This is a genomic window from Aurantimonas sp. E1-2-R+4 (assembly GCF_036549515.1).
Classification (GTDB): Bacteria; Pseudomonadota; Alphaproteobacteria; order Rhizobiales; family Rhizobiaceae; genus Aurantimonas; species Aurantimonas coralicida_A.
In genome coordinates this window covers 1-22043 of sequence record NZ_JAZHLK010000021.1, presented here as the reverse complement: position 1 = coordinate 22043, position 22043 = coordinate 1, and the positions used below count along the sequence as shown (strand labels likewise).

At 64.8% G+C, this 22043-nt stretch carries 24 protein-coding genes; 19 read left to right on the top strand and 5 right to left on the bottom strand.

Features of this window, described 5'->3' with window-relative positions; all coding sequences use genetic code 11:
* The first annotated feature begins 27 nt into the window (after window positions 1-27).
* The 5 genes from VQ045_RS11270 (at window position 28) to VQ045_RS11250 (ending at window position 4542) form a co-directional block, all read left to right on the top strand.
* Entirely contained in the window at window positions 28-780 is a 753-nt protein-coding gene (locus VQ045_RS11270) for an SDR family oxidoreductase (RefSeq protein ID WP_327646829.1), read from the top strand.
* A gap of 23 nt (window positions 781-803) precedes the next feature.
* Window positions 804-1790: a D-erythronate dehydrogenase gene (gene denD / locus VQ045_RS11265; RefSeq protein WP_331830177.1), complete on the top strand. Its 987-nt coding sequence runs from the start codon at window positions 804-806 to the stop codon at window positions 1788-1790.
* 28 nt (window positions 1791-1818) lie between these two features.
* Window positions 1819-2724, top strand: coding sequence for an NAD(P)-dependent oxidoreductase (locus VQ045_RS11260; RefSeq protein ID WP_331830176.1), 906 nt, complete (start codon window positions 1819-1821; stop codon window positions 2722-2724).
* 10 nt (window positions 2725-2734) lie between these two features.
* Complete coding sequence (locus VQ045_RS11255) at window positions 2735-3550, top strand: GntR family transcriptional regulator (protein WP_331830175.1); 816 nt, start codon at window positions 2735-2737, stop codon at window positions 3548-3550.
* Between the two features lie 68 nt (window positions 3551-3618).
* Complete coding sequence (locus VQ045_RS11250; protein ID WP_331830174.1) at window positions 3619-4542, top strand: NAD(P)-dependent oxidoreductase; 924 nt, start codon at window positions 3619-3621, stop codon at window positions 4540-4542.
* A 39-nt stretch (window positions 4543-4581) separates the two neighbouring features.
* On the opposite strand, the gene galE is transcribed toward VQ045_RS11250, so the two are convergent.
* The gene (galE, locus tag VQ045_RS11245; RefSeq protein WP_331830173.1) at window positions 4582-5571 is read right to left on the bottom strand and encodes a UDP-glucose 4-epimerase GalE; all 990 of its coding nucleotides are present in this window, start codon (window positions 5569-5571) and stop codon (window positions 4582-4584) included.
* A gap of 305 nt (window positions 5572-5876) precedes the next feature.
* Here galE and VQ045_RS11240 point away from each other — a divergent pair, with 305 nt between their 5' ends.
* The 8 genes from VQ045_RS11240 to VQ045_RS11205 all read left to right on the top strand — a co-directional run bounded on the left by VQ045_RS11240 (window position 5877) and on the right by VQ045_RS11205 (window position 12632).
* Window positions 5877-6587, top strand: coding sequence for a 50S ribosomal protein L21 (locus VQ045_RS11240; RefSeq protein WP_331830172.1), 711 nt, complete (start codon window positions 5877-5879; stop codon window positions 6585-6587).
* Between the two features lie 62 nt (window positions 6588-6649).
* Window positions 6650-6919, top strand: coding sequence for a 50S ribosomal protein L27 (rpmA, locus tag VQ045_RS11235; RefSeq protein ID WP_327646832.1), 270 nt, complete (start codon window positions 6650-6652; stop codon window positions 6917-6919).
* An 84-nt stretch (window positions 6920-7003) separates the two neighbouring features.
* A complete protein-coding gene (locus tag VQ045_RS11230) occupies window positions 7004-7615 on the top strand; it encodes a GNAT family N-acetyltransferase (protein ID WP_331830171.1) in 612 nt (203 codons plus the stop codon).
* Window positions 7612-8211, top strand: a complete 600-nt coding sequence (locus VQ045_RS11225) for a DUF3833 family protein (RefSeq protein ID WP_331830170.1) — start codon at window positions 7612-7614, stop codon at window positions 8209-8211. Before VQ045_RS11230 ends, VQ045_RS11225 begins: the two co-directional genes overlap by 4 nt.
* Window positions 8212-8471: 260 nt before the next feature.
* A complete protein-coding gene (obgE, locus tag VQ045_RS11220) occupies window positions 8472-9524 on the top strand; it encodes a GTPase ObgE (RefSeq protein WP_327624430.1) in 1053 nt (350 codons plus the stop codon).
* Window positions 9524-10675 (top strand): glutamate 5-kinase, encoded by a 1152-nt coding sequence (gene proB / locus VQ045_RS11215; protein ID WP_327624429.1) that lies wholly within the window; start codon window positions 9524-9526, stop codon window positions 10673-10675. The genes obgE and proB overlap by 1 nt, the downstream gene beginning before the upstream one ends.
* A gap of 26 nt (window positions 10676-10701) precedes the next feature.
* The gene (locus VQ045_RS11210; RefSeq protein ID WP_331830169.1) at window positions 10702-11985 is read left to right on the top strand and encodes a glutamate-5-semialdehyde dehydrogenase; all 1284 of its coding nucleotides are present in this window, start codon (window positions 10702-10704) and stop codon (window positions 11983-11985) included.
* Window positions 11986-11996: 11 nt separating this feature from the next.
* Window positions 11997-12632: a nicotinate-nucleotide adenylyltransferase gene (locus VQ045_RS11205; RefSeq protein WP_327646842.1), complete on the top strand. Its 636-nt coding sequence runs from the start codon at window positions 11997-11999 to the stop codon at window positions 12630-12632.
* Between the two features lie 138 nt (window positions 12633-12770).
* On the opposite strand, the gene VQ045_RS11200 is transcribed toward VQ045_RS11205, so the two are convergent.
* Window positions 12771-13544: a FadR/GntR family transcriptional regulator gene (locus VQ045_RS11200; protein WP_327624426.1), complete on the bottom strand. Its 774-nt coding sequence runs from the start codon at window positions 13542-13544 to the stop codon at window positions 12771-12773.
* Window positions 13545-13652: 108 nt separating this feature from the next.
* On the opposite strand from VQ045_RS11200, the gene VQ045_RS11195 reads away from it, so the two are divergent.
* The 5 genes from VQ045_RS11195 to VQ045_RS11175 are packed head-to-tail and all read left to right on the top strand — an operon-like array spanning window position 13653 to window position 17793.
* Window positions 13653-14642, top strand: a complete 990-nt coding sequence (locus VQ045_RS11195) for an ABC transporter substrate-binding protein (protein WP_331830168.1) — start codon at window positions 13653-13655, stop codon at window positions 14640-14642.
* Window positions 14635-15513 carry an ABC transporter permease gene (locus VQ045_RS11190; RefSeq protein WP_331830167.1) on the top strand — a complete coding sequence of 293 codons (879 nt, stop codon included), beginning with the start codon at window positions 14635-14637 and terminating at the stop codon, window positions 15511-15513. Before VQ045_RS11195 ends, VQ045_RS11190 begins: the two co-directional genes overlap by 8 nt.
* Window positions 15510-16313 carry an ABC transporter ATP-binding protein gene (locus VQ045_RS11185; RefSeq protein WP_327624421.1) on the top strand — a complete coding sequence of 268 codons (804 nt, stop codon included), beginning with the start codon at window positions 15510-15512 and terminating at the stop codon, window positions 16311-16313. The genes VQ045_RS11190 and VQ045_RS11185 overlap by 4 nt, the downstream gene beginning before the upstream one ends.
* 8 nt (window positions 16314-16321) lie before the next feature.
* Window positions 16322-17077: an ABC transporter permease gene (locus VQ045_RS11180; protein WP_327624420.1), complete on the top strand. Its 756-nt coding sequence runs from the start codon at window positions 16322-16324 to the stop codon at window positions 17075-17077.
* 32 nt (window positions 17078-17109) lie between these two features.
* A complete protein-coding gene (locus VQ045_RS11175) occupies window positions 17110-17793 on the top strand; it encodes a fumarylacetoacetate hydrolase family protein (RefSeq protein ID WP_331830166.1) in 684 nt (227 codons plus the stop codon).
* Window positions 17794-17932: 139 nt separating this feature from the next.
* Here the strand turns inward: VQ045_RS11175 and VQ045_RS11170 are convergent, their stop codons facing one another.
* Both VQ045_RS11170 and VQ045_RS11165 read right to left on the bottom strand, forming a co-directional pair.
* Window positions 17933-19369 (bottom strand): MmgE/PrpD family protein, encoded by a 1437-nt coding sequence (locus VQ045_RS11170; RefSeq protein ID WP_331830165.1) that lies wholly within the window; start codon window positions 19367-19369, stop codon window positions 17933-17935.
* Between the two features lie 232 nt (window positions 19370-19601).
* Window positions 19602-20021 carry a hypothetical protein gene (locus tag VQ045_RS11165; RefSeq protein WP_331830164.1) on the bottom strand — a complete coding sequence of 140 codons (420 nt, stop codon included), beginning with the start codon at window positions 20019-20021 and terminating at the stop codon, window positions 19602-19604.
* 240 nt (window positions 20022-20261) lie between these two features.
* Between VQ045_RS11165 and VQ045_RS11160 the strand changes: the two genes are divergently transcribed.
* Window positions 20262-20999 carry an outer membrane protein gene (locus VQ045_RS11160; protein WP_331830163.1) on the top strand — a complete coding sequence of 246 codons (738 nt, stop codon included), beginning with the start codon at window positions 20262-20264 and terminating at the stop codon, window positions 20997-20999.
* A gap of 191 nt (window positions 21000-21190) precedes the next feature.
* Here VQ045_RS11160 and VQ045_RS11155 read toward each other — a convergent pair whose 3' ends face one another.
* The gene (locus VQ045_RS11155) at window positions 21191-21379 is read right to left on the bottom strand and encodes a hypothetical protein (RefSeq protein ID WP_331830162.1); all 189 of its coding nucleotides are present in this window, start codon (window positions 21377-21379) and stop codon (window positions 21191-21193) included.
* Window positions 21380-22043: the final 664 nt, after the last annotated feature.

Genomic DNA, 22043 nt, shown 5'->3' with positions numbered 1-22043 from the left:
GAAGGCGGACAGGAGCAGGGAGTGAGCATGACGAAGCGTCTCGACGGCAAAGTGGCCGTCTGTACGGCCGCCGGACAGGGAATTGGCCGCAAGGTCGCCGAAGCGTTTCTGGAGGCAGGTGCCAAGGTCTACGCATCCGACCGCGACGCGGCGAAGCTGGACGGGCTGAAGTCCTTCGGCATCGTCGATACGGCGGCGCTGGACGTCACCGACTCCGATGCGGTCGCCGCGTATCTGAAGCGGGTCGACACGCCGGACATCCTGTTCAACTGCGCCGGTTTCGTCCATCACGGCACAGTGCTCGATTGCGACGAGGATGCCTGGGACTTTTCCTTCGACCTCAACGTCAAGGCGATGCACCGCACGATCTCAGGCCTGTTGCCGCGCATGGTCGAGGCCGGCGGTGGCTCAATCATCAACATGGCCTCGGCCGCGTCCTCGATCAAAGCGGCGCCGAACCGCTACGTCTACATGGCGACCAAGGCGGCGGTGATCGGCCTCACCCGCTCTGTGGCGATCGACTTCATCAAAAGCGGCATCCGCTGCAACGCGATCTGCCCCGGCACAATCGAATCGCCGTCGCTGGAAGGCCGGATCGAGGATCTGGGCAAGAGCGTCGGCGGCACCGAGAAGGCCAAGACGATGTTCATCGAGCGCCAGCCAATGGGCCGTCTCGGCACCCCCGAGGAGATCGCTCACCTCGCCGTCTATCTCGCCTCGGACGAAAGCCGCTTCACCACCGGCACCACCCAACTGATCGACGGCGGCTGGTCGCTCTGACCCGTCCGTAGGGAGACTGAGTAATGCGAATTCTGATTTTGGGTGCCGGCGGCATGGTCGGCCGGAGGCTCGTCGACAAGCTTCTCGCCGATGGCAACTTCGCCGGCCAGCCGATCGAGGCGATCCACGCCTTCGATGTCGTGGAGCCCAGCTTCGACAAGGCGTCCGGCACCATAGCGATCGAATCGAGCGCGGGAGACATCGCCGATTCCGCCACGGTCGCGGCGCTGGTCGCCAAGCGGCCGGAAATGATCTTCCATCTGGCGGCGATCGTATCGGGCGAGGCGGAGGCCGATTTCGAGAAAGGCTACCGGATCAATCTCGACGGGATGCATCATCTCCTGGAGGCGATCCGCGCGCAGGGTGACGCCTATCGTCCCCGTCTGGTCTTCACCTCCTCGATCGCCGTCTTCGGCGCGCCCTTCGAGGATCAGATCTCCGACACCTTCCAGCAGGCGCCGCTGACCAGCTACGGCACCCAGAAGGCGATTTGCGAGTTGCTGCTGGCCGACTACACCCGCAAGGGTTTCGTCGACGGCGTCGGCATCCGCCTGCCGACGATCGTGGTGCGTCCTGGCAAGCCGAACAAGGCGGCATCGGGGTTCTTCTCCGGCATCATCCGCGAACCGTTGGCCGGCCACGAAGCCATCCTGCCGGTCGACGACGAAGTGCGCCATTGGGTCGCGAGCCCGGCCGCGGCCGTCGGCTTCCTCATCCATGCGGCTACGATGGACACCGAAATCCTGGGGCATCGCCGTTCGCTGACGATGCCCGGACTGTCGATCACCATCCGCGAGATGATCGCGGCGTTGCGCGAGGTGGCAGGCGACGAGGTGGCCGGCCGGATCCGGCGCGAGCCGGACGCCACCATCGAGAAGATCGTCTCGGGCTGGCCGCGCGACTTCAAGGCGGACCGGGCCGTCGAGGCCGGTTTCGTGGCCGACACCGACTTCTCCACGATCATTCGCGCCCACATCACCGACGAGGCCGCCCGCCAAGGCGCCCAGTGACCGGCCTGCCCTGGAAGAGGAACACACCATGACGGATCGTCCGCGCATCGGCTTCATCGGCGTCGGCCTGATGGGCCACGGCATGGCCAAGAATATCTTCGAAGGCGGCTACCCCCTAACGGTTCTCGCCCACCGCAACCGCAAGCCGGTCGACGATCTTATATCGCGGGGAGCCGAGGAGGGGGCAAGCGTCGCCGACATTGCCGAAAAGTCGGACATCGTCTTCCTGTGCCTGCCGGGCAGTCCCGAGGTCGAGGCAACCATTGGCGAGATTCTTGGCGCCAAGGGCGCGACGAAGACGATCATCGACAGCTCCACCAGCAATCCGGTTTCCACGCGTGCCGTGGCGGAGCGCTGCCGCGAAGCCGGCGTGACGCTGATCGACGCGCCGCTGTCGCGAACGCCAAAGGAAGCCTGGGAAGGCACGCTCGACACCATGGTCGGCGCCTCGGTCGAGGATTTCGAGCGCGTGCGCCCCATCCTTGACTGCTGGGCCGGCAAGGTCGTGCGCGTCGGGGAGACCGGCGCCGGCCACACGATGAAGCTGCTCAACAACTTTCTCTCGCTCGGTTATGCCTCGCTTTATTCCGAAGCGCTGGCGATCGGGGCGAAGAATGGCATTGACGCCAAGACATTTCATGGCGTCATTAGCGGCGGCCGGATGGATTGCGGCTTCTACCGGACCTTCATGCAGTATGTGGTCGAGCGCGACCGCGATGCCCACAAGTTCACCTTGCGCAATGCCCATAAGGACATGCGCTACGTCGTCTCGATGGCCAACGAGAGCGGCATCGCTTCGCATGTCTCGTCGAGCGTGAAGAACGGTCTGGCGACGGCCGAGGCTATCGGTCGGGGCGATGATTACCTGCCGATGCTCTCCGACGTTGTGGCGGAATTGAACGGCATCGGGACCTCAAAGGGCTCAAAGGAGTGAGCGGAGGACCGTGGACGTTGATGCGTCGGAAGCAGGGAGGCTCGCACTGACCAAACCGGACACCACCAGCGACAGTGGTCGCAGAAAGACGGCCACGGTCACCACGCCTGGCGGTTCGCGGCCACGGCCGACGCTCCAGGGCGTCGGCAAGATGCCGGCGCGCGAGCGGGCCTATCACGAACTGAAGTTCCGGATCCTCGAAGGCCGCCTGCCACCCGGCACCACGCTGCTGGAGACCGAGGTGGCCAATCTTCTGTCGCTCAGCCGCACGCCGATCCGTGAGGCGCTGATCCGGCTCGAGGAGGAGGGCCTCGTCGCGGTGCGGCCGCGCCACGGTATTACCGTGAAGGCCCAATCGCTCGACGATCTGGCCGATATCTACGAGGTCTTTTCCACCCTCGAGGTCAAGGCCGCGCAATTGGCCGCCCGCCGCGGCCTGTCAAAGTCCGAAGCCGATCGCTTGCGCGCGCTCATGGGGCAGTTGGAGCGCGCGACGCAGCGTGACGACATCGAGCAATGGTCGCGGCTGGACGACATCTTTCATGCCGAGATCGTCTCGTTCTGCGGCAATGCCAGACTGCAGGCGACGCTTCGGCAATATTGGGATCAGCAATATCGTGCCCGTATGGCGATTATGCCGCTCCGCCCGCGCCCGACGCAATCGGATGACGAGCACCGGGCGATCATCGCCGCGATTCTGAGCGGCGACGAGGCCGAAACCAGGCGCCTGCACCAGGAGCATCGCGATCGCGCCGATCGGCAGGCGCTCGATCTCCTGCGCAGCCAGTCCGGCAACCTGTCGGCCGGCGAGGCCAAGGGCCTTTAGCTTCTGTTTTCTCTTCGCGGCCGACCGAGCACCTGGCGCCGCGTTTCATCTTGTTAAAGGAGCCGCCCATGGGCCTCGACAACATCACGCTGATCGGCACCGGCATCATGGGTGCGCCGATGGCGCGGAACATCGGCAGGGCCGGCTTCCGCGTCACCGTCTGGAATCGGACCCGTGCGAAAGCCGAGGCGCTCGCCGATGTCGCGACCGTCGCCGCCGATCCGCGTGAGGCCGTGGCCGAGGCCGACGCCGTCATCACCATGGTCGACAATTCGCCGATCGTGACGGAAATCTATTTCGGCGAGCTCGGTGTGATCGAGGCGGCGCCGACAAACGCGCTGTTCATCGACATGTCCTCGATCCAGCCGAGCGTTGCGCGCGATCACTCCGGCGCGGTTGAGAAGGCCGGACGGCGTCATATCGATGCGCCGGTGTCGGGCGGCGAGAAGGGCGCGATCGAGGCGACGCTCGCGATCATGGCCGGCGGCCGCGCGGAGGACTTCGCCGAGGCGGAACCGGTTTTGAAGGCGATGGGGCGGCCGACTCATGTCGGCGTCCACGGCGCCGGCCAGGTCGCCAAGCTCGCCAATCAGGCGATCGTCGCCGTCACCATCGGTGCCGTCGCCGAGGCGATGCTGCTTGCCCAGGAAGGCGGCTGCGATCCTGTGGCGCTGCGTGACGCGCTGATGGGCGGCTTTGCCACCTCGCGCATCCTCGACCTCCACGGCGAGCGGATGACCGAGCGCAACTGGGTTCCCGGCGGTCCGCTTGAGCTGCAATTGAAGGATCTGGAGAACGCTCTCGAAGTGGCGCGGGAGGCGGGATTGACCCTGCCGCTGACCGAAAAGGCGCGCGACGCCTTCCATGCACTCGCCAAGGAGATGGAGATGGGGCGTCACGACCACGCGGCCTATCTGCGCTGGCTGGAAGCGATCAATCCCGGCAAGCGGCTCGGCGCCGGACCCGATCGCAATCCGGGCGCCAACACCTGATTTCCGCCGCCCATGCCGGCGCGACGTCGCCGGTCGCGATCAGCGATGATTGCGGCGGGCGAGGGCGCGTTCCCAGTCGAGGGCGTGACCGACGATCTGCTGCAGATTGTCGTATTCGGCGCGCCAGCCGAGCTCCCGGCGGGCCAGGGACGGGTCGGCGACGATGGCCGCGGGGTCGCCGGGCCTGCGGCCCTTTATGCGGATATCGAAGTCTTTGCCGACGACATCCTTGACCGCGTTCAGCACCTCCAGAACCGAATAGCCGCGTCCGTAGCCGCAATTGGCGACCAGGCTGGACCCGCCGCCGCGCAGCCGTTCGAGCGCAAAGTAGTGGGCTTTGACGAGGTCGGTGACATGGATGTAGTCGCGCACGCAGGTGCCGTCGGCGGTCGGATAATCGGTGCCGTAGAGCTCGAGGAAGGCGCGTCTGCCGAGGGCGGTTTCGGACGCGACCTTGATCAGATGCGTCGCGCCCCTGGTCGATTCGCCGGTGCGTCCCAGCGGGTCGGCGCCCGCCACGTTGAAGTAGCGCAGCGCAGTGTAGCGGAAATCATGGGCAAACGCCGTGTCCCGGAGCATCATCTCGGTCATCAGCTTGGACGAGCCATAAGGCGATTCTGGCAGCGTCGCGGCCGCCTCGGTGACCGGGATCGCGGCGGGAGAGCCGTAGACCGCGGCGGTCGAGGAAAAAATGAAATTCTTGACGTTGTTCCGGATCGCTGCCGCGATCAGGGCGCGCGACTTGACCGTGTTGTTTTCGTAATAGCCGAGCGGATCGGCAACGGATTCCGGCACGATGATCGAGCCGGCAAAATGGATGATGGCATCGACATCATGGCCCGTGATGGTGCGATCGAGGAGATCGGCATCGCCGACATCGCCGACCACCAGCGTCGCCTCGGGCGGCACCGCCCAGTCGAAGCCGGTGGACAACCGGTCGAGGACGACGACCGTCTCGCCGCGATCCAGGAGTTCCCAGGCCATGTGGCTGCCGATATAGCCGGCGCCGCCGGTGACGAGTATCGCCATGATCGGGTCCTGTCCTCATGCTTTCCGCACGGCACGACAGATTGCGACAATGCCGCATGTGCCACGGTGGCAGGTTCATAACTGCCACCGTCGACCCCATATCCGGCGAGCGGGAGGCAAGCAACCGATCGGCATCGGGTCTCCAAAGTTGACTTGACCTTGAGGACCCGGCCCGCTAGTGACGGGCATCAAATTGGGGCGTGGCTTGACCGCGCCCGTTTGTTTTCGCCCTATTCGCAACCGACTGACAAGAAGATGGCCCGGGCCTTTACGGCGCGAGAGCCGATCGAACGAACGGAGATAAAATGTTCGCAGTCATTAAGACCGGTGGCAAGCAGTACCGCGTTGTCCCTGAAGACCAGTTCACCATCGAGCGTCTGCCCGGCGAGGCCGGCGATCTTCTGACCTTCAAGGAAGTGCTGATGGTCGGCTCGACCATCGGCGCGCCGTTCGTCGCGGGCGCCTCCGTCACCGCCGAGATCATCGGCCAGACGCGCAGCAAGAAGGTCATCTCCTTCAAGAAGCGTCGGCGGCAGAACTCCAAGCGTTCGCGCGGCCATCGCCAGGATCTGACGCTGATCCGCGTCGCCGAAATCCTGACCGACGGCAAGGCGCCGTCGATGACCTCGGCGGCCCGGACCAAGCCCGTCAAGGTCGCGAAGCCCGTCGAGGACGAAAAGGCACAACCGGCCAAGGCGGCCGGGAAAGCCGCGAAGCCGGCGAAGCCCGCCGAGAAGGCGGTAGAGCCAAAGCAGGCGGCAGAGCCGAAGCAGGCGGCAGCATCGGCGCCGGCGAGCCTGTTCACCGCGCCGAAGGGCGATGCCGACAAGCTGACTACGATCAAGGGCATCGGCCCGGTCGCCGAGAAGCAGCTCAACGAGCAGGGCATCACCACCTTTGCCCAGATCGCCAAGCTGAGCGACAAGGACGTGGCGCGGATCGACGAGCATATGCCGTTCAGCGCCGCCCAGATCGAAGATTGGCGCGAGCAGGCTAAAGAGCTGGCGAAGAAATAGGTTCGGGTCGGAATTTTCCACGCGAACCCGATCCGGTAGCCTGACAGGCAAGGAGACAGACGATGGCACATAAGAAAGCAGGCGGTTCTTCCCGCAACGGTCGCGATTCCGAATCCAAACGCCTTGGCGTGAAGAAGTTCGGCGGCGAAGCTGTGATTCCAGGCAACATTCTCATCCGGCAGCGCGGCACGCGCTGGCATCCGGGCACGAATGTCGGCATCGGCAAGGATCACACGCTGTTCGCCAAGGCCGAGGGCAACGTCGCGTTCCAGCACAAGGCGAACGGGCGAACCTACGTAGCCGTACTGCCGAAAGCAGAAGCCGCCGAGTGACCGGAGCTTCAGAGCGCCGGCGTTCCAACGAACCGGCCCTCTGATCCTTCCGAAACGCATCGGACTTCAGAGCGAAAAGGGGAGATGGACCGCCATCTCCCCTTTTCGCGTCTGAGGAAGGACGATGCGATGACCGAGGATTTTACCGCCGAACGGGACGGCGCCACGGTCGAATCAGGACGGCTCCGGCTGCGGCCCTTGGCGATGAAAGACGCACAGCCCTTGGCCAATCTCGCCAATGACCGCCACCTCGCGGCGATGCTCGCGCGGATTCCGCACCCGTACCGGCTTTCAGACGCGCGCGCCTTTATCGCCGATCATGGCTCGGAGATCGTCTTCGCCCTGTGCCTGAAGGAGGAGGATCGGTTCGTCGGTTGTTGCGGATTGAAGCCCTCGGGCAGGAAAGGGCGGGCGGAACTCGGCTATTGGGTCGGCCGGGCCTATTGGGGACGCGGCATCGCGACCGAAGGCGCCCAGGCGGTTATCGACTACGGCTTTACGCGGCTGCGGCTCGACGCCATCGACGTCAGCTGCCGTGTCGTCAACGAGGCGTCCCGAAGGGTGATCCGGAAATGCGGCTTCCACTTCTGCGGTAGCGGCATGATCGAATCGGTGTCATCGGGCCGGGTCGCCAGCGAACATTTCGTGATGGATCGCAGCTGCTGGACGTCGCTCAAGGCATGGGGACGGCAATGATCGGGAAGCTCCACGGGCGTCGGAGTTGGCTTTGGCCGACGGCCGTTGCGGGTGGCGCTGTTATTTTGCTCGCGGGCCTGGCTTGGTTCGCCGCGCCGCCCCGTCTTCCACAGCCCGATCCAAACGGCCTGTCGCTGCCGGATTTCTTCGCGGGCAAGTCGGTCTCGAAGGGCACGGTGACGACGGCCTTGGTTTTCACCGAGGCTTTCACCGCCGAATTCGACGGCAAGCAGACGGGCGACCGGTTCCAGCTCGACGAGCGCTTTGCCTTTGCCGATGGCAAGCGTCTGCAGCGCTGGGATTTGGTGCGCACCGCGCCGGGTCTTTATGGCGGAACCGTCGCCACGGAGCTGAAGACAGGAGACCTCGCGCCGCCCATGCCGGTGGTCGGCGTCCAGACGAAGAATGGCGCGGTCCTCGACTATGACGGCTATGCGCCCGGCGGCGGGGGCACGCTTCTGCATTTTCGCCACGAGATGACCGGCCGTCCCGACGGTACGGTCGCCAACCACGTCATTGTCTCGAAGTTCGGGATTCCGCTCGCTACCTCGGATGTGACCTTCGCCAAGAGCCGGGCTGCGCTCGCACCATATTGAACCGATAACACGGGGTCGTTTCCATCGGCGGCCCGGACCGCTATGACAGGCGAGCTGGACTAGTGGATTGAATTTGACATTTGATACCCATGTGCGGCGGACTCAAGATCAAATATCAAATTTGAAAAGTCCACGAGAGTCATAAAATTGCTAGTGGTCCTTTGATTTCGACATTTGCTTGCCAGGGTGCTCCAAGCGGGATGCAAATGTCGAAATCGGACCACTAGCGGCCACCAAAAGAAGACGAAAGAACGCACATCATGAAGTTTCTCGACCAGGCCAAGGTCTACATCCGCTCCGGTGATGGCGGTGCCGGCTCGGTCTCGTTCCGCCGCGAGAAGTTCATCGAATTCGGCGGCCCGGACGGCGGCGACGGCGGTAGGGGCGGCGACATCGTCATCGAGGCGGTGGCCGGCCTGAACACCCTGATCGACTATCGCTACCAGCAGCATTTCAAGGCCAAGACCGGCGGGCACGGCATGGGCCGCAACCGCACCGGCGCCAAAAGCCCCGACGTGACGTTGAAAGTGCCTGCGGGAACCCAGGTCTTCGCCGAGGACAACGAGACCCTGCTCTGCGATCTGACCTATATCGGCGAGCGCCATCGTCTGGCTGCCGGCGGCAATGGCGGCTTTGGCAACGCGTATTTCAAGACCTCGGTGAACCAGGCGCCGCGCCGCGCCAATCCGGGTCTCGAGGGCGAGGAGCTGACGATCTGGCTGCGGCTGAAGCTGATCGCCGACGCGGGATTGGTCGGGCTTCCCAACGCCGGCAAGTCCACTTTCCTGGCTTCGGTGACGCGTGCCCGGCCTAAGATTGCCGACTATCCGTTCACGACGCTGCATCCTGGCCTTGGCGTCGCCAAGATCGACGACGCCGAGTTCGTCATCGCCGACATTCCCGGCCTGATCGAGGGCGCTCATGACGGCGTCGGCATCGGCGATCGCTTCCTTGGCCATATCGAACGCACCAGCGTCCTGTTGCATCTGGTCTCCGCCACCGAGGAAGACGTCGCGGGCGCCTATACGACCGTGCGGCACGAGTTGGAGGCCTATGAGCATGGCTTGGCGGAAAAGCCCGAGATCGTGGCGCTCTCCAAGGTCGACACCCTGACCGAGGAGACGCGGGCGGAAAAGCTCGCCGAGCTGGCGGCGGTGACCAAATCCCCTCCGCTGGCGCTGTCGGCGGTGAGCCGCGAGGGCATGACCGAGGCGCTTCGCCAGATGAAGAGCCGCATCGCCAGCCTCGCCGCCGCTACCGATGAGGACGAGCCGGATCGTTTCGCCGAGGCACAGGCCGCCAGGGAGGAGTGATGACGGACCTGCTCGATGGCTACGCCCGCATCGTCGTCAAGATCGGCTCCTCGCTTCTGGTTGATCCTCAAAGCGGGTTGAAGCGGACTTGGCTGGAATCGCTCGGCGAGGATATCGCCCGACTGAGCGGCGAGGGGCGTCAGATCCTCGTCGTCTCCTCCGGCGCCATCGCGCTCGGCCGCAAGCTCCTGAAGATGCCCGCCGGACCGCTGCGGCTCGAGGAAAGCCAGGCGGCCGCGGCCGTCGGGCAGATCGCCCTGTCGCGGACTTATTCGGAGATTCTCGGCCGCCACGGCATCGAGACCGGGCAGATCCTGCTGACCCTCGGCGACACCGAGGAACGCCGGCGCTATCTCAACGCCCGCGCGACGATCTCGACATTGCTCGGCTTCGGCGCGCTGCCGGTCATCAACGAGAACGACACCGTCGCCACATCCGAAATCCGCTATGGCGACAATGACCGTCTGGCGGCCCGCGTCGCGACGATGATGGGCGCCGATCTGCTGATTCTCCTCTCCGACGTCGATGGTCTTTACACGGCGCCGCCCGCCCTCGATCCGGCGGCGCGGCATATCCCGTTGGTCGAGCGGATTACGCCGGACATCGAGGCGATGGCGGGCGCGGCCGGGTCGGAGCTGTCGCGCGGCGGCATGAAGACCAAGATCGATGCCGGCAAGATCGCCACCGGATCGGGCGCCGCGATGATCATCACGGCGGGAGACCGGCTGTTTCCGCTCAGCGCCATCGAGCGCGGCGAACGCGCGACGCTGTTTCGCGCCGCAGGCAATCCGGTTACGGCGCGCAAGCGCTGGATCGCCGGGCATCTCGGCTCCGCTGGCGGGCTCGTCGTGGATGCTGGCGCGGTCAAGGCGCTGTGCGCCGGCAAGAGCCTGCTGCCGGCCGGAATCGTTTCCGTCGATGGCGAGTTCCGGCGCGGCGACACGATAGCGGTCACCGGACCTGACGGCCGCAGGATCGCGCGCGGCCTTGTCGCCTACGATGCCGTGGACGCGCGGCGGATAGCCGGGTTGCGGTCGGCGGAGGTGGCGGCAGTGCTCGGCTACGAGGGGCGCACGGCGATGATCCATCGCGACGATTTGGTGATGGAAGCGGCGGCGGAACCGGCCGATGAATCCCTGCGCATCGCGTGAGCAGGACGGAAAGCGGAGAGGTGGAGATGCTCGACAGTGCAACGGAGGCCGGCTCGATCGAGGCGCTGATGGCCGCGATCGGCCAGCGCGCGCGCCGTGCCGCGCGGAGCCTTGCCCTGGCACCGGCGGAGGCGAAGAACGCCGCGCTGGAGGCGATGGCGGATGCGATCCTGCAAGCGGGAGAGACGATCCTCGCTGAAAACCGTGCCGATATCGAGCGGGCGAAGCAAAGCGGCATGGCCGCGTCCTTCATCGACCGGCTGACACTGGACGCGGCGCGCATCGGCGCGATCGCCGACGGTATCCGCGCCGTCGCCGCGCTGCCGGACCCCGTCGGTGCGACCATCGCCGCGTGGGAGCGGCCCAACGGTCTCCAGATCGAGCGGGTGCGGACACCGCTCGGCGTCGTCGGCGTCATCTATGAGAGCCGGCCGAACGTCACCGCCGACGCGGGAGCCCTGTGTCTGAAATCCGGCAATGCGGTCATCCTGCGCGGCGGTTCGGACTCGGCCAGGTCCTCGGCCGCGATCCATGCCGCGCTGGCCGCCGGGCTCGCCCAGGCCGGCCTGCCGGAGGACGCGATCCAGATCGTACCCTCGACCGACCGGGCTGCCGTCGGTGCGATGCTGAAGGGCCTTGACGGTGCCATTGACGTCATCGTGCCGCGTGGTGGGCGTTCGCTCGTCGCCCGCGTCCAGGACGAGGCGCGGGTGCCGGTCTTCGCCCATCTGGAAGGTATCTGTCACGTCTATGTCGACGCAGCCGCCGATCTCGACATGGCCGTCAATGTCGTCGTCAATTCGAAGATGCGGCGCACCGGCATCTGCGGGTCGGCCGAAACGCTGCTGGTCGACCGCGCGGCGGCGAGCACCCAGCTCCTGCCGATCCTCGAGGCGTTGCGGACTGCGGGCTGCGAAATCCGGGCGACCGACGAGGTGCGTCAGCGCTATCCGACCGCCGAGCCCGCGAGCGAGGAGGATTTCGACACCGAATATCTGGATGCAATCATCTCGGTCGCACTGGTCGACGGCGTCGACGGGGCGATCGCCCACATCGAGCGGCATTCGTCCCACCACACCGAGGCGATCGTCACCGCCGACGAGGCCGTGGCGGCGACGTTCTTCGCCGGCATCGATTCCGCGATCCTCCTGCACAACGCCTCGACCCAGTTCGCCGATGGCGGCGAATTCGGCATGGGCGCGGAAATCGGCATCGCCACCGGCAAGATGCATGCGCGCGGGCCGGTCGGCGTCGAGCAGCTGACGAGCTTCAACTACCGCGTCCGCGGGACCGGCCAGACCCGCACGTGACGCAGTCCGACATGAAAGCCGGCTGGCCCGACGGTATCGATCCGGCGGCGCTCGCCATGCCCCACACAGAGCCAGGCATGGTCGTCGGGTTGTTCGGCGGCTCGTTCAATCCGCCGCATCAGGGCCATCGTCTGGTCGCCGAGATCGCCCGGCGGCGACTGCGTCTTGATCGCATCTGGTGGATGGTTACACCCGGCAATCCGCTCAAGGACAATGGCCATCTGCGCCCGCTCCGCGAAAGGCTGGGGACCGTCAAGGCGCTCGCCAGCGGACCGCGCGACGATGTCACCGCCTTCGAGGCGGCGCATCGCATCCGTTACACCGCCGATACGCTGGCGCTCTTGCGTCGAAAACGCCCGGGCATTCGCTTCGTCTGGATCATGGGCGCAGATAGCCTCGCCTCCTTCCATCGCTGGCAGGATTGGCGGCGAATCGTCGCGACGTTTCCCATCGCGGTGGTCGACCGGCCAGGATCGACATTATCGGTTCTGTCGGCCCCCATGGCGCAGGCCTTTGCCTATGCCCGGTTGGCCGAGCGACATGCCGCGGCCCTGCCGTTTCGCGAGCCACCGGCTTGGGTTTTCCTGCACGGTCCGCGTTCCCCGGTGTCGTCGACCGTCCTCAGAAGCATCGGCGGGGGAGGGTAGGCGCCGTCATCGGAGCAGATACGATGTGTTTTTCGGCTGTTGCTCGCGAGACAATTCTCCAGGGGGGGGCATAACCAATGCCGGATTGGTTTTCGCAGTGCAGAACAAATCCGCCTCGGAGTTCGCCGCTTCTCGCAACTATTCCGCCGCCGACTGGTGGCGGGCGATCAGATGGGTCTGGACCTGCTGGAGGTGCAAACGCATTCGCGTGGCCGCGGCGCCGAGATTGCGCTCCTCGATCGCATCGACGATCAGATCATGTTCTTCGAAGCTGTGGTGATCGACTGGCGGCTGTGGCAGCTCGGTTCGCAACCGGCCCCAGACGACGGTGCGCCGGACGGCGTTGATCGTGTCGAAAATCGCAAGAAGCAGGGCATTCTTGCCGGCCTCCGCGATGGTGCGGTGAAGCCGGTTGTCCCAGTTTTCATATTGCCGCCAGGTCTCTGCCTGGCGGGCGCTGGAAACGCAGAGCCGCAGCGCCCGGATGTCGTCGATGGTGGCGTGCAACGCCGCCTCGCGCGCCAGTTCCGGTTCGATCACCAGGCGCGCCCGCATCACTTCGGCGGGGCTGGTCTGATCGGCGATCATCGCGACGGAGGCCAGCTCGGCGACCGGGCGCGCACCGACGAAGGTGCCCTTGCCGACATGGCGCCAGAGCTCGCCGTGTTCCTCCAGCACCGCAAGCGCCTTGCGGAGGTCGCCGCGTGACACGCCGATCATTTCCGCCAGTTCGCGCTCCGGCGGCAGCCGGGTGTTCAGCGCGAACTCCTTCTGCGCGAGATAGGCGCGAAGCTGCACCAGGGCGCTCTCGCCGCCATTGCGGTCGATCCGGTCCCGGTCGACGTCGCCCGGCCCGGCGATCTCGGCTTTCGTCAGATTCCGCATTTGGTCAGCATGGTTCAGCTTGATCATCCGGCCCTTATGCCTTAACCAATCGGGTATTGGCAAGGGATTGGCCCGTCAGTGGCCGGTGCGGCACATTATCGGCAGCAACCAAAACAAGCCAATTGGGAGGATACAATGCGAATTTGGACTAAGATGACAGGCACGCTCGCCGCAGGCGTCGTCGCCGCGACGATCGGTTTCGGCATTCCGGCGGTCAGCGCCCAGGAAAAGGTCCGCGTCGCGCTCGGCGATGTGGTGTCGGTGGAAACGCTGGCATTTCTCGTTGCGCTCGACCGGGCCAAGGAAAAGGGCCTCGACTACGAGCTGACGTCTTTCGCCGAGGAGGAGTTGGCGATCCAGGCACTGGTCAGCGGTCAGGCCGATATCGGCGTCGGCACGCCCTACACGATCATCCAGAAGGCCAAGGTGCCGCTGCGCGCCGTCTTCCAGATGTCGCGGCTGGTATTCTTCCCGGTCGCGTCGAATGAATACAAGAGCTGGAAGGATCTCGACGGCCAGCCCTTCACCTTTCATGCGCGCGGCACCGGCACCGAGGCGATCGGCAACATCATCGCCGAGCGGGAAGGGATCGAATTCGGCCAGCGCAATTACGTGCCCGGGTCGGAAAACCGCATCATCGCGATGATGAACGGTACGATCAACGCCACCATCGTCGATCTCGCCAACAAGAACATCCTGATGGCGAAGGCCGGCGACAAGTTCCAGGTCCTGCCGGGCCTCGACGCCAAGCCGAGCGACGAATTGATCTTCGCGTCGCAGGAATGGCTTACTGACAATCCGGAACAGGCTGACCTCCTCGTCGAGGAGTTGCTGGGCCTGTGGAAGGAGATGAACGAGGATCCCTCGATCATCGAAACCGAGCGGGCCAAGCGCGACCTGCTCTCCGACCAGCCGCAGGAAATTCTCGACGAGGTCACGCCGTTCTATACTGAGGGCGTCGAAAACGACCTGTTCGACCCCAAGGGCGGCATGGACACGGCCAAGGCCGATTTCGAGTTCTACACCAAGGCCGGTCAGCTCGATGGTCCCGCTGACAGCCTGAAGGTTGAGGATTTCTGGGACCTGGGGCCGCTGCAGCGGGCGGAGCAGAAGCTCGGTGGCTGAGCATCACGACATGGAGGCGGAGCCTGCCGGGCTCCGCCTCTCCCGGTTCCTGCCCGTTGGAATGGGCGGGCAGCCGTCGGCCCTCCGTGACCGGCAGCCCAATGCGGCATTCACGTTCCTGACTCATCCGCTGACCCTGCGGATTCTTTCGGTGATCGTGTTCTGCGTCGCCTGGCAATGGGCCGGGCTCGTGCCGATCAGCCCGGCATTTCCGACCTTCACCGAAACGATGGCCGCGCTGTGGGAGATGCTGGCCGACGGTTCGCTGATCGTGGCCTTCTCGATCACCCTGCAGCCGCTGATCCTCGGCCTTGTCATTTCGGCCATCTTCGGCGTTGCGATCGGTGTCGCCATGGGCCTCAACTCCAAGGCCGAGTGGGTGGCCTCGCCGATCTTCATCGTCGCGCAGGCGGCGCCGCTCGCCGCGCTCATCCCGCTGATCGTGTTTTCCTACGGCATCGGATTGACGTCGAAGACCATCGTCGTCTGCATCATGGCGATGCCGGTGATCGTGCTGAACTCCTATGCCGCGGTCCGCCACACCCCCGCATCGCTCGTCGAGATGGGGCGCTCGTTCCTCGCGCCGCGATGGAAGGTGATCACGCGGATCATCCTGCCGGCGGCCAGCCCTGTAATCTTCGCCGGGCTTCGGCTCGGTGCCGCTTCGGGCTTCATTGGCGCGATCCTCGCCGAACTGCTGATCACGCCAACCGGGGTCGGCGATCTGATCACCTACAACCGCTCCATCGCGAACTATCCCGGCATGTACGCCGCGATCCTGTCCATCATCGTGTTTTCCGTGCTGTTCATCGAACTGATCGAGCGCGTCGAGGTCACGATCTTCAGACCCGAGAAGCGAGCCATTTCGTGAACGCCATCGCTCCCCTTGCCTTCGCCGCTCCGTCGCCTGTCACCGATTCCGTCGTCGCTGTCCGCAATGTCAGCAAACTCTATCCGGGCGGCGTGCAGGCGCTCGAAAACGTCAGTGTCGATTTTCCTCGCGGCCAGTTGACCTCGCTGCTCGGCCCGTCCGGCTGCGGCAAAACCACGCTTTTGAAGATCATCGCCGGCCTGCTGCCGGCGACCTCGGGCGAAGTGCTGGTCAACGGCAAGCCGGTCGCCGGACCCGGACCCGAGCGCGCCTTCGTGTTCCAGGATTTCGCGCTGATGCCCTGGGCGACAGTGCTGCGGAACGTCGCATTTGGGCTGGAACTGCGCGGCACGCCGAAGGCCGAGCGCGAGGAGATATCCCGCAAATACATCGCCCAGGTGGGTCTCGGCGGCTTCGAGGAGCGCTATCCGCATGAGCTGTCCGGCGGCATGCGCCAGCGGGTCGGTCTCGCCCGGGCGCTGTCGGTCGACGCCGACGTCCTGATGATGGACGAGCCGTTCTCGGCGGTCGATGAACAGAACCGCCGCAAGTTCCAGGAAGACCTACTGACCCTCGTCGCTAACGAGAAGAAGACCTTCATCTTTGTCACCCATTCGATCGAGGAGGCGGTCTACGTCTCCGATCGCATCGTGCTGTTGTCGCCGCGGCCGGGCCGGATCGCCGAGATCATCGAGCCGGACATCAATCGCGACGGCGATGCCGACGCGATCCGCCGGCATCCGGTCTATCTCGATACGGTCGACGCCATCTGGCAGTCGCTCAAGACCTATCTGGACTGAGGCGCGGCATGATCATCTTCGGACATCGCATCCCCATGGTCGGCTCCCTCATCCTCTGGGCCATCCTGTGGGAAATCGTCGGCCAGCTCGAGGTCACCATTCTGCTGCCGCCGCTATCGGCCGTCCTCGTCACACTCGTCGAGATCGTGCCGACCCGGACCTTCATGTCGGCGCTCGGCGTGACCGCCTATGCCTTCGTCGTCGGCAATGTGATCGCGATCGTGGTCGGCGTGCCGCTCGGCATCCTGATGGGCCGGTCGGTGATCGCCGACCGGATCTTTCTGCCCTGGGTCAACCTCTTCCTGTCGGCGCCGCTGACCGCGCTGGTGCCGGTGATCATGGTGCTGTTCGGTCTCGGCCAGACGACCATCATCCTCACCGTCGTCTTGTTCGCGATCTGGATCATCGTCCTCGATTCGCGGGCAGGCGTGCGCTCGATCTCGCCGTCGCTCGTCGAGATGGCGCATGTCTTCGGCGCCAGCCGCTGGCAGGCGTTCCGGCGCATCTACATCTGGGCGGCGCTGCCGGAAATCCTCGCCGGCATTCGTCTCGGCGTGATCCGCGCCGTCAAGGGCGTCATCATCGGTCAACTCCTGGTCTCGATCGTCGGCTTCGGCGCGCTGTTCAAGCTCTACGGCTCGCGCTTCCTGATGGAGCATTTCTGGGCCGCGCTGCTGGTCCTGTTTGCGCTCGCCTTCATCCTGGCGGAAAGCCTCGCCTGGCTGGAGCGGCGCGTCGACTTCTATGCCGCCAGCCGCGGCTAACCCCAATCCACCTCAATCAAGGAAAATCGCCCATGTCCCACGTCTTCACGCCCGCCGCGATCCCGGCGCTTCCGGTCCGCGGCTCCGCCGATACGTTTCCTGTCCGGCGGGTCTATTGCGTCGGCCGCAACTACGCCGACCATGCGATCGAGATGGGGCATGACCCCAACAAGGAAGAGCCATTCTTCTTCCAGAAAAATCCTGACAACCTGACCACTGGCGATACCTTTCCCTATCCCGGCAAGAGCTCCGACGTGCATCACGAGATCGAACTCATCGTCTGTCTCGGCAAGGGCGGCGAGGAGATATCGGTCGAGGACGCGCTGTCGCACGTCTATGGCTATGCAGTCGGTCTCGACATGACCCGGCGCGACCTGCAGGGCGTGGCCAAGAAGTTGGGCCGGCCATGGGAAGTCGGTAAGGCATTCGAGGACTCCGCGCCGGTTTCCGAGGTCGTTCCGGCATCGGCTATCGGCCATCCGGATGCGGGCGCGATCTGGCTGAAGGTCAATGGCGAAACCCGCCAGAGCGGCGACCTCAACCAGATGATCTGGAAGGTGGCGGAATCGATCTCCTACCTGTCCGGCCTGTTCCGGCTGGCGCCCGGCGACGTCATCATGACGGGCACGCCGGCCGGCGTCGGCGCGGTACAGCGCGGCGATGTGCTCGAAGGCCACATCGACGGGATCGGCGATCTCAAGGTGACCGTCGTCTGATTTACCGTCGGGATAGACGGGCTCAAACCATTGTCTCAGCGGCCGGTCGCCGGCCGCTGAGACGTTTGCGGATGGTATTATCGCGCAGGTCGAACGTACCGCGCTCGACGCGCCTTTGCCTTCGGTGCGCTCCGATCGGTCAGGCGCCCAGAGCGGCCGTTAGGCCGTCGACGCCTGTTGCGGTATCGAGGGTTGCGACGAGGTCGATGATCGCGTCGCTTTTGTCCTTCGGCCACCCGGCGAATTCGGCGCAGCCACGGAATTTGTCGGCTACCTCGTCGTAGCTCATCGGGTTGGCGGGCGAGCCTTTGCCGAAATCGGCCCGGCCGGAAATCGTCCGCCCATCCTTCATGTGGATGTCGATGAGCGTCGTCATCTTGGCGTAGCCGGCCGCTTCGGCCTCCGGATGCACGGCGAAATGAACCCGTTCGATCATCGCCCGCACATCATCGCGCAGCACCGTCTCGTCGGTGAATTCGGGCAGGTTTGCCCGCCCGTCGAGCAGCAGGATCGCCATGCAGAATTCCATCGAGAACTTCGCCTGGAGTTCGTTTTGGGGACGGCGGTGAATGAGGGCGTTCTGCATGTTGTGATTGGTGCCAACATCGACCCGTTCGACGTCCTCGGCCTTGATGCCGTGCGCGGCGATCAGCGCCAGCATCTCGGTCATGCCGGGATGGGTGAGGGAGCCCGAGGGGTGCGGTTTGATCGAAATTCCCGGATCGGCGAAGCTCCAGGGCGCGCCGAGCTTGCCGCGAATGGCGTTGAGATCGTAGCCGCCGCCATGCGCCTGGAAGAAGCCGCGGGGGGCCTCGAGGATCTTGTCCGTCGCGCTCCATCCCATCTCGGCGAAATCGCAGGCGACGACGCCGGATTCCGACGAGCGGCCGGCATGAAAGGGCTTGGTCATCGTGCCGAAATTCTCGCGTAGGCCGGCGCTCTGGCTGCCGGCGATGGATAGCGCCCGCTGCAGCGTTTCCTGGTCGAAGCCCCTGAGCTTGCCGGTGGCCGAGGCGGCGGCGAAGGTTCCGCAGGTGGCGGTCGCGTGAAAGCCGTGCTGATAGTGCCGGGGCGAGATCGCCTCGGCGATCTTGCACTCGACATCGACCCCGACGAGATAGGCCGACAGCAGATCGCGCCCGCTCAGCGACCGGGTCTCGGTCTCGGCGAAGGCGGCCGGCAGGCACGGCGCGGTCGGATGGGTGAGCAGGCCATAGACGCGATCATGGGCGACGGCCAGCTGGGTGTCGTCGTAATCGTCAGCGTGAATGCCGACCCCGTTGGCGAAGGCGGCAAAGCGCGACGGCACCTTGATGGCGGTGCCGATCACACTGGCCGTACCGGCGCCGGCGACATCCCTGAGATGCCGCTGCACATAACGGCCGGACGCCGCGACCGACCCCGACAGCGCCAGGCCGAACCCGTCGAGGATCGACTTCTTTGCAAGGTCGACGACCTGCGAGGGAATGGCGTCGAAGCCGGTATCCAGAACGAAGGCGGCGACCTCGGCCGTCAGTCCTTCGCCGACGGAAGGGTCGTTCTGCGGCGTGAAGTGGGTGGGCGTGCGCTGTTCCATGGCAGAACCTTCGTTCGTGGGAAGCGCCGGCGCCGTGGTGTGGCGCGATGTCGCCAGCATGGCCCGAGCGCTCGATCGCACCGGCGCGGTGCCTCACCGGCATCCTATTCTCACCTTTGCTATCAAGCCGTATTGTCGATTGTCAACAATACGGCGGAGAAAGGAATGATCGGGGAGGAGGCTCTGTTTTCGGGGAGCGGCGCCGTCGGGGGCGAGGGAGCCTCAGGCGAAACTACGGCCGTTCCATTGGACAGCGCCCCGGCTGCCGCCATGAGCATCCATCGATATGGCTGGAACCCGGACCTCCGCCGACCGTGACGCCGCCGCCGAGCATTTCATGGGAAATTTGCAGCAGTGGCCCGCGGCGGAGGTAGAAATTCACCGAACAGACCTGCATGCCGCAGAATGCGCTGCGGCCGAACTGGCCACCGCTCGTGCAGGTGACCGCGTCATGGGCGATGATCAAATCGTCGCGCCCGTCGCCGTCGAGATCGCGTTCGATGACGTCGGCCGGGTCGATCGAGCCGCGCCCGCCTTCGCAGGCGCTGGCGATCTGCTCCTTGACGAGAAAGGCGGCCGCTTTTGAGCGGGCGTCCGCGGGGGCAGCGAGTGCGAGGAGCAGGGCGAGGGACGATAGCAGGCGGATCGACACAGAGGCATCCTTCCGCAACGGAATAAATTCAAAATCTGCCGGATGGCCGCAAGGAAAGCAATCACGAGATGTCGGCTGGACGACAGCTGTCGCCCGGAACGCAAAGCAGACCCACGTCGGCAATTGTGGCGCTCTCGCCACAATTGCCGAGAACGTCGGACTTGGCGGCGAAGCGGGCTTGGTGGATTTGCCTGCCGCGCTTACGGTCCGGCGGAATCTTGTCCGGTAGGGGAATAGATAATGGGTGTGAAGTTGTTTGCCGCTTTGACTACGGTCACGTTGATCGCGTCGGGGGCCAATGCGGCGGACGTCGTCACGGTAACCGACACGACGCCGGTTTTCGAGCCGGCGTCCACCTACAGCTTCTATCTCGGGCTGAAGGGCGGCGCCGGGCCGATCATTGGTGACAACGACTTCACGTCGGCGCCGACCCCTTTCCGGGTAGAGCGAATCGACGGGACGATCGATTACGACACCGGCTATGCGATCGCGGTGGAGGCGGGCATCTATCTGACCCCCAACTGGCGCGCCGGCGTCGAATTGGCCTATGCGAGGATGGAGCCGGAAACGCTGAACCAGGGCGTGTTCGCGCCGTTCCGCGACAGTTTGAACGGCGATATCGAGGCCTATAACGTCTTTGCGGAGACGGCCTACGAGTTCGGGCCGTTCGGCGTATTCCGCCCTTATGTGAAGGCCGGGGTCGGTGCCGTCCACATTTCGCTCGACAACGTTACATCGAGCACGACCTTCAACGGTGTGGCCGACGATTCCGATACCGTTTTCGCAGGTCGGATCGGCGTTGGCGCGGCGATCGCGCTGTCCGAACGGTTTGACCTGATCGCCGAATACGACTTCACTTACGGTCAGGACGCCGAGTTCGAATTCACGTTCCCGACCTTTCCGGGAACCGGCACGGCGCCGTTCGAGGTGGAAGTTGCCGCGCACCGGGTTCTGGCGGGTATTCGCGCCCGCTTCTAGGCGCCTGCGAGCCGCTGCCGCCCGCCGTAATAAGGGCGGCGGGCATGGCGGCGATGAGGCTTGGAACCACGAAACCGCTCAAGGCCGGTTATAGCGCCCCATTGCAAGGACGACACTTGCGTCCGCCCGTCGGAAGCCATCTCCGTTCCTGATCCCCGGAGCAAGTCCGGCGACAAATCATGCCGGCGGCGTCAGGAATTCCCGGTGTCGCGGCCGTCCGGCTCCTTGGCGACGCCCTTGAACTTTCCCTCCGACTGCTTGACCTCCATGAACTCGCCGGTTCGCTCGTCGCGCTTTTGATGGGTGCCGTCCTTGCGCTCCATCTGCGTGCGGCCGGTAACGGAGCCCTTGCGATAGCCTTCGCCGGTGTTGGTCGCCATGTCGATCTCCCTTGGTCCGGCAGGACGCCGATTTCCCCTGATTGCTTTGATGAGAGGAAACGTCGCAGACGTTACTTTGTTTCCCCTGAGAGGATTGAATAGGCCGAACGCGTAGACCCCGCGGTTCCCATGGCGGCGCGGTTGCAAAGGGTCGTCAGTGGCGCTCACCTGACTTGAGCCGGCCGTCGCCAACTTTCGGTCCAGCCCGAGAGCGGAGATTTCCATGGCTGAGCAGTCGGCTGCTTGGCGGCGGCCGAAACGCCGCAGATCCGCATCTGGGAATCCCCATCGGTGGCGCCTCTGAGAGGGTGGGCGAAAAGCAGCTGAGCGATATCAGCAGGTTGTGACACCTACGTTGTCGAGGTGACCTGGGATGATCTCGCTTGGCTTGAGCCTAGGCAGGCAAGCCCAACAACCGGCGCATGCCCCCAACTGCCGCTGCCGACTATACGAATTCGTATAGCCTGGGACAGTTGCCAGTGATTTGGGTCGCCTAGTGGAGTCGGAGCAACTCCGGACTCCTCATGCGCAATTCCAGAACTCTCTTTCGCGTCTTAGAGTCGGTCCGGAAAGTTGTTCAATTTGAACAAAGCCTTCGCAGCATTAGGCGGATAGACGCCAGTTTGAGGAATGCGAGCGCGTTGCGCGACAGGTTCTCGAAATC

What these genes read in the sequence shown, in the direction of transcription:
- VQ045_RS11270 (WP_327646829.1), top strand. Translation starts at nt 28, where the DNA reads ATGACGAAGCGTCTCGACGGCAAAGTGGCCGTCTGTACGGCCGCCGGA.
- denD (WP_331830177.1), top strand. Translation starts at nt 804, where the DNA reads ATGCGAATTCTGATTTTGGGTGCCGGCGGCATGGTCGGCCGGAGGCTC.
- VQ045_RS11260 (WP_331830176.1), top strand. Translation starts at nt 1,819, where the DNA reads ATGACGGATCGTCCGCGCATCGGCTTCATCGGCGTCGGCCTGATGGGC.
- VQ045_RS11250 (WP_331830174.1), top strand. Translation starts at nt 3,619, where the DNA reads ATGGGCCTCGACAACATCACGCTGATCGGCACCGGCATCATGGGTGCG.
- galE (WP_331830173.1), bottom strand. Translation starts at nt 5,571, where the DNA reads ATGGCGATACTCGTCACCGGCGGCGCCGGCTATATCGGCAGCCACATG.
- VQ045_RS11240 (WP_331830172.1), top strand. Translation starts at nt 5,877, where the DNA reads ATGTTCGCAGTCATTAAGACCGGTGGCAAGCAGTACCGCGTTGTCCCT.
- rpmA (WP_327646832.1), top strand. Translation starts at nt 6,650, where the DNA reads ATGGCACATAAGAAAGCAGGCGGTTCTTCCCGCAACGGTCGCGATTCC.
- VQ045_RS11230 (WP_331830171.1), top strand. Translation starts at nt 7,004, where the DNA reads ATGGACCGCCATCTCCCCTTTTCGCGTCTGAGGAAGGACGATGCGATG.
- VQ045_RS11225 (WP_331830170.1), top strand. Translation starts at nt 7,612, where the DNA reads ATGATCGGGAAGCTCCACGGGCGTCGGAGTTGGCTTTGGCCGACGGCC.
- obgE (WP_327624430.1), top strand. Translation starts at nt 8,472, where the DNA reads ATGAAGTTTCTCGACCAGGCCAAGGTCTACATCCGCTCCGGTGATGGC.
- proB (WP_327624429.1), top strand. Translation starts at nt 9,524, where the DNA reads ATGACGGACCTGCTCGATGGCTACGCCCGCATCGTCGTCAAGATCGGC.
- VQ045_RS11210 (WP_331830169.1), top strand. Translation starts at nt 10,702, where the DNA reads ATGCTCGACAGTGCAACGGAGGCCGGCTCGATCGAGGCGCTGATGGCC.
- VQ045_RS11205 (WP_327646842.1), top strand. Translation starts at nt 11,997, where the DNA reads ATGAAAGCCGGCTGGCCCGACGGTATCGATCCGGCGGCGCTCGCCATG.
- VQ045_RS11200 (WP_327624426.1), bottom strand. Translation starts at nt 13,544, where the DNA reads ATGATCAAGCTGAACCATGCTGACCAAATGCGGAATCTGACGAAAGCC.
- VQ045_RS11195 (WP_331830168.1), top strand. Translation starts at nt 13,653, where the DNA reads ATGCGAATTTGGACTAAGATGACAGGCACGCTCGCCGCAGGCGTCGTC.
- VQ045_RS11180 (WP_327624420.1), top strand. Translation starts at nt 16,322, where the DNA reads ATGATCATCTTCGGACATCGCATCCCCATGGTCGGCTCCCTCATCCTC.
- VQ045_RS11175 (WP_331830166.1), top strand. Translation starts at nt 17,110, where the DNA reads ATGTCCCACGTCTTCACGCCCGCCGCGATCCCGGCGCTTCCGGTCCGC.
- VQ045_RS11170 (WP_331830165.1), bottom strand. Translation starts at nt 19,369, where the DNA reads ATGGAACAGCGCACGCCCACCCACTTCACGCCGCAGAACGACCCTTCC.
- VQ045_RS11160 (WP_331830163.1), top strand. Translation starts at nt 20,262, where the DNA reads ATGGGTGTGAAGTTGTTTGCCGCTTTGACTACGGTCACGTTGATCGCG.
- VQ045_RS11155 (WP_331830162.1), bottom strand. Translation starts at nt 21,379, where the DNA reads ATGGCGACCAACACCGGCGAAGGCTATCGCAAGGGCTCCGTTACCGGC.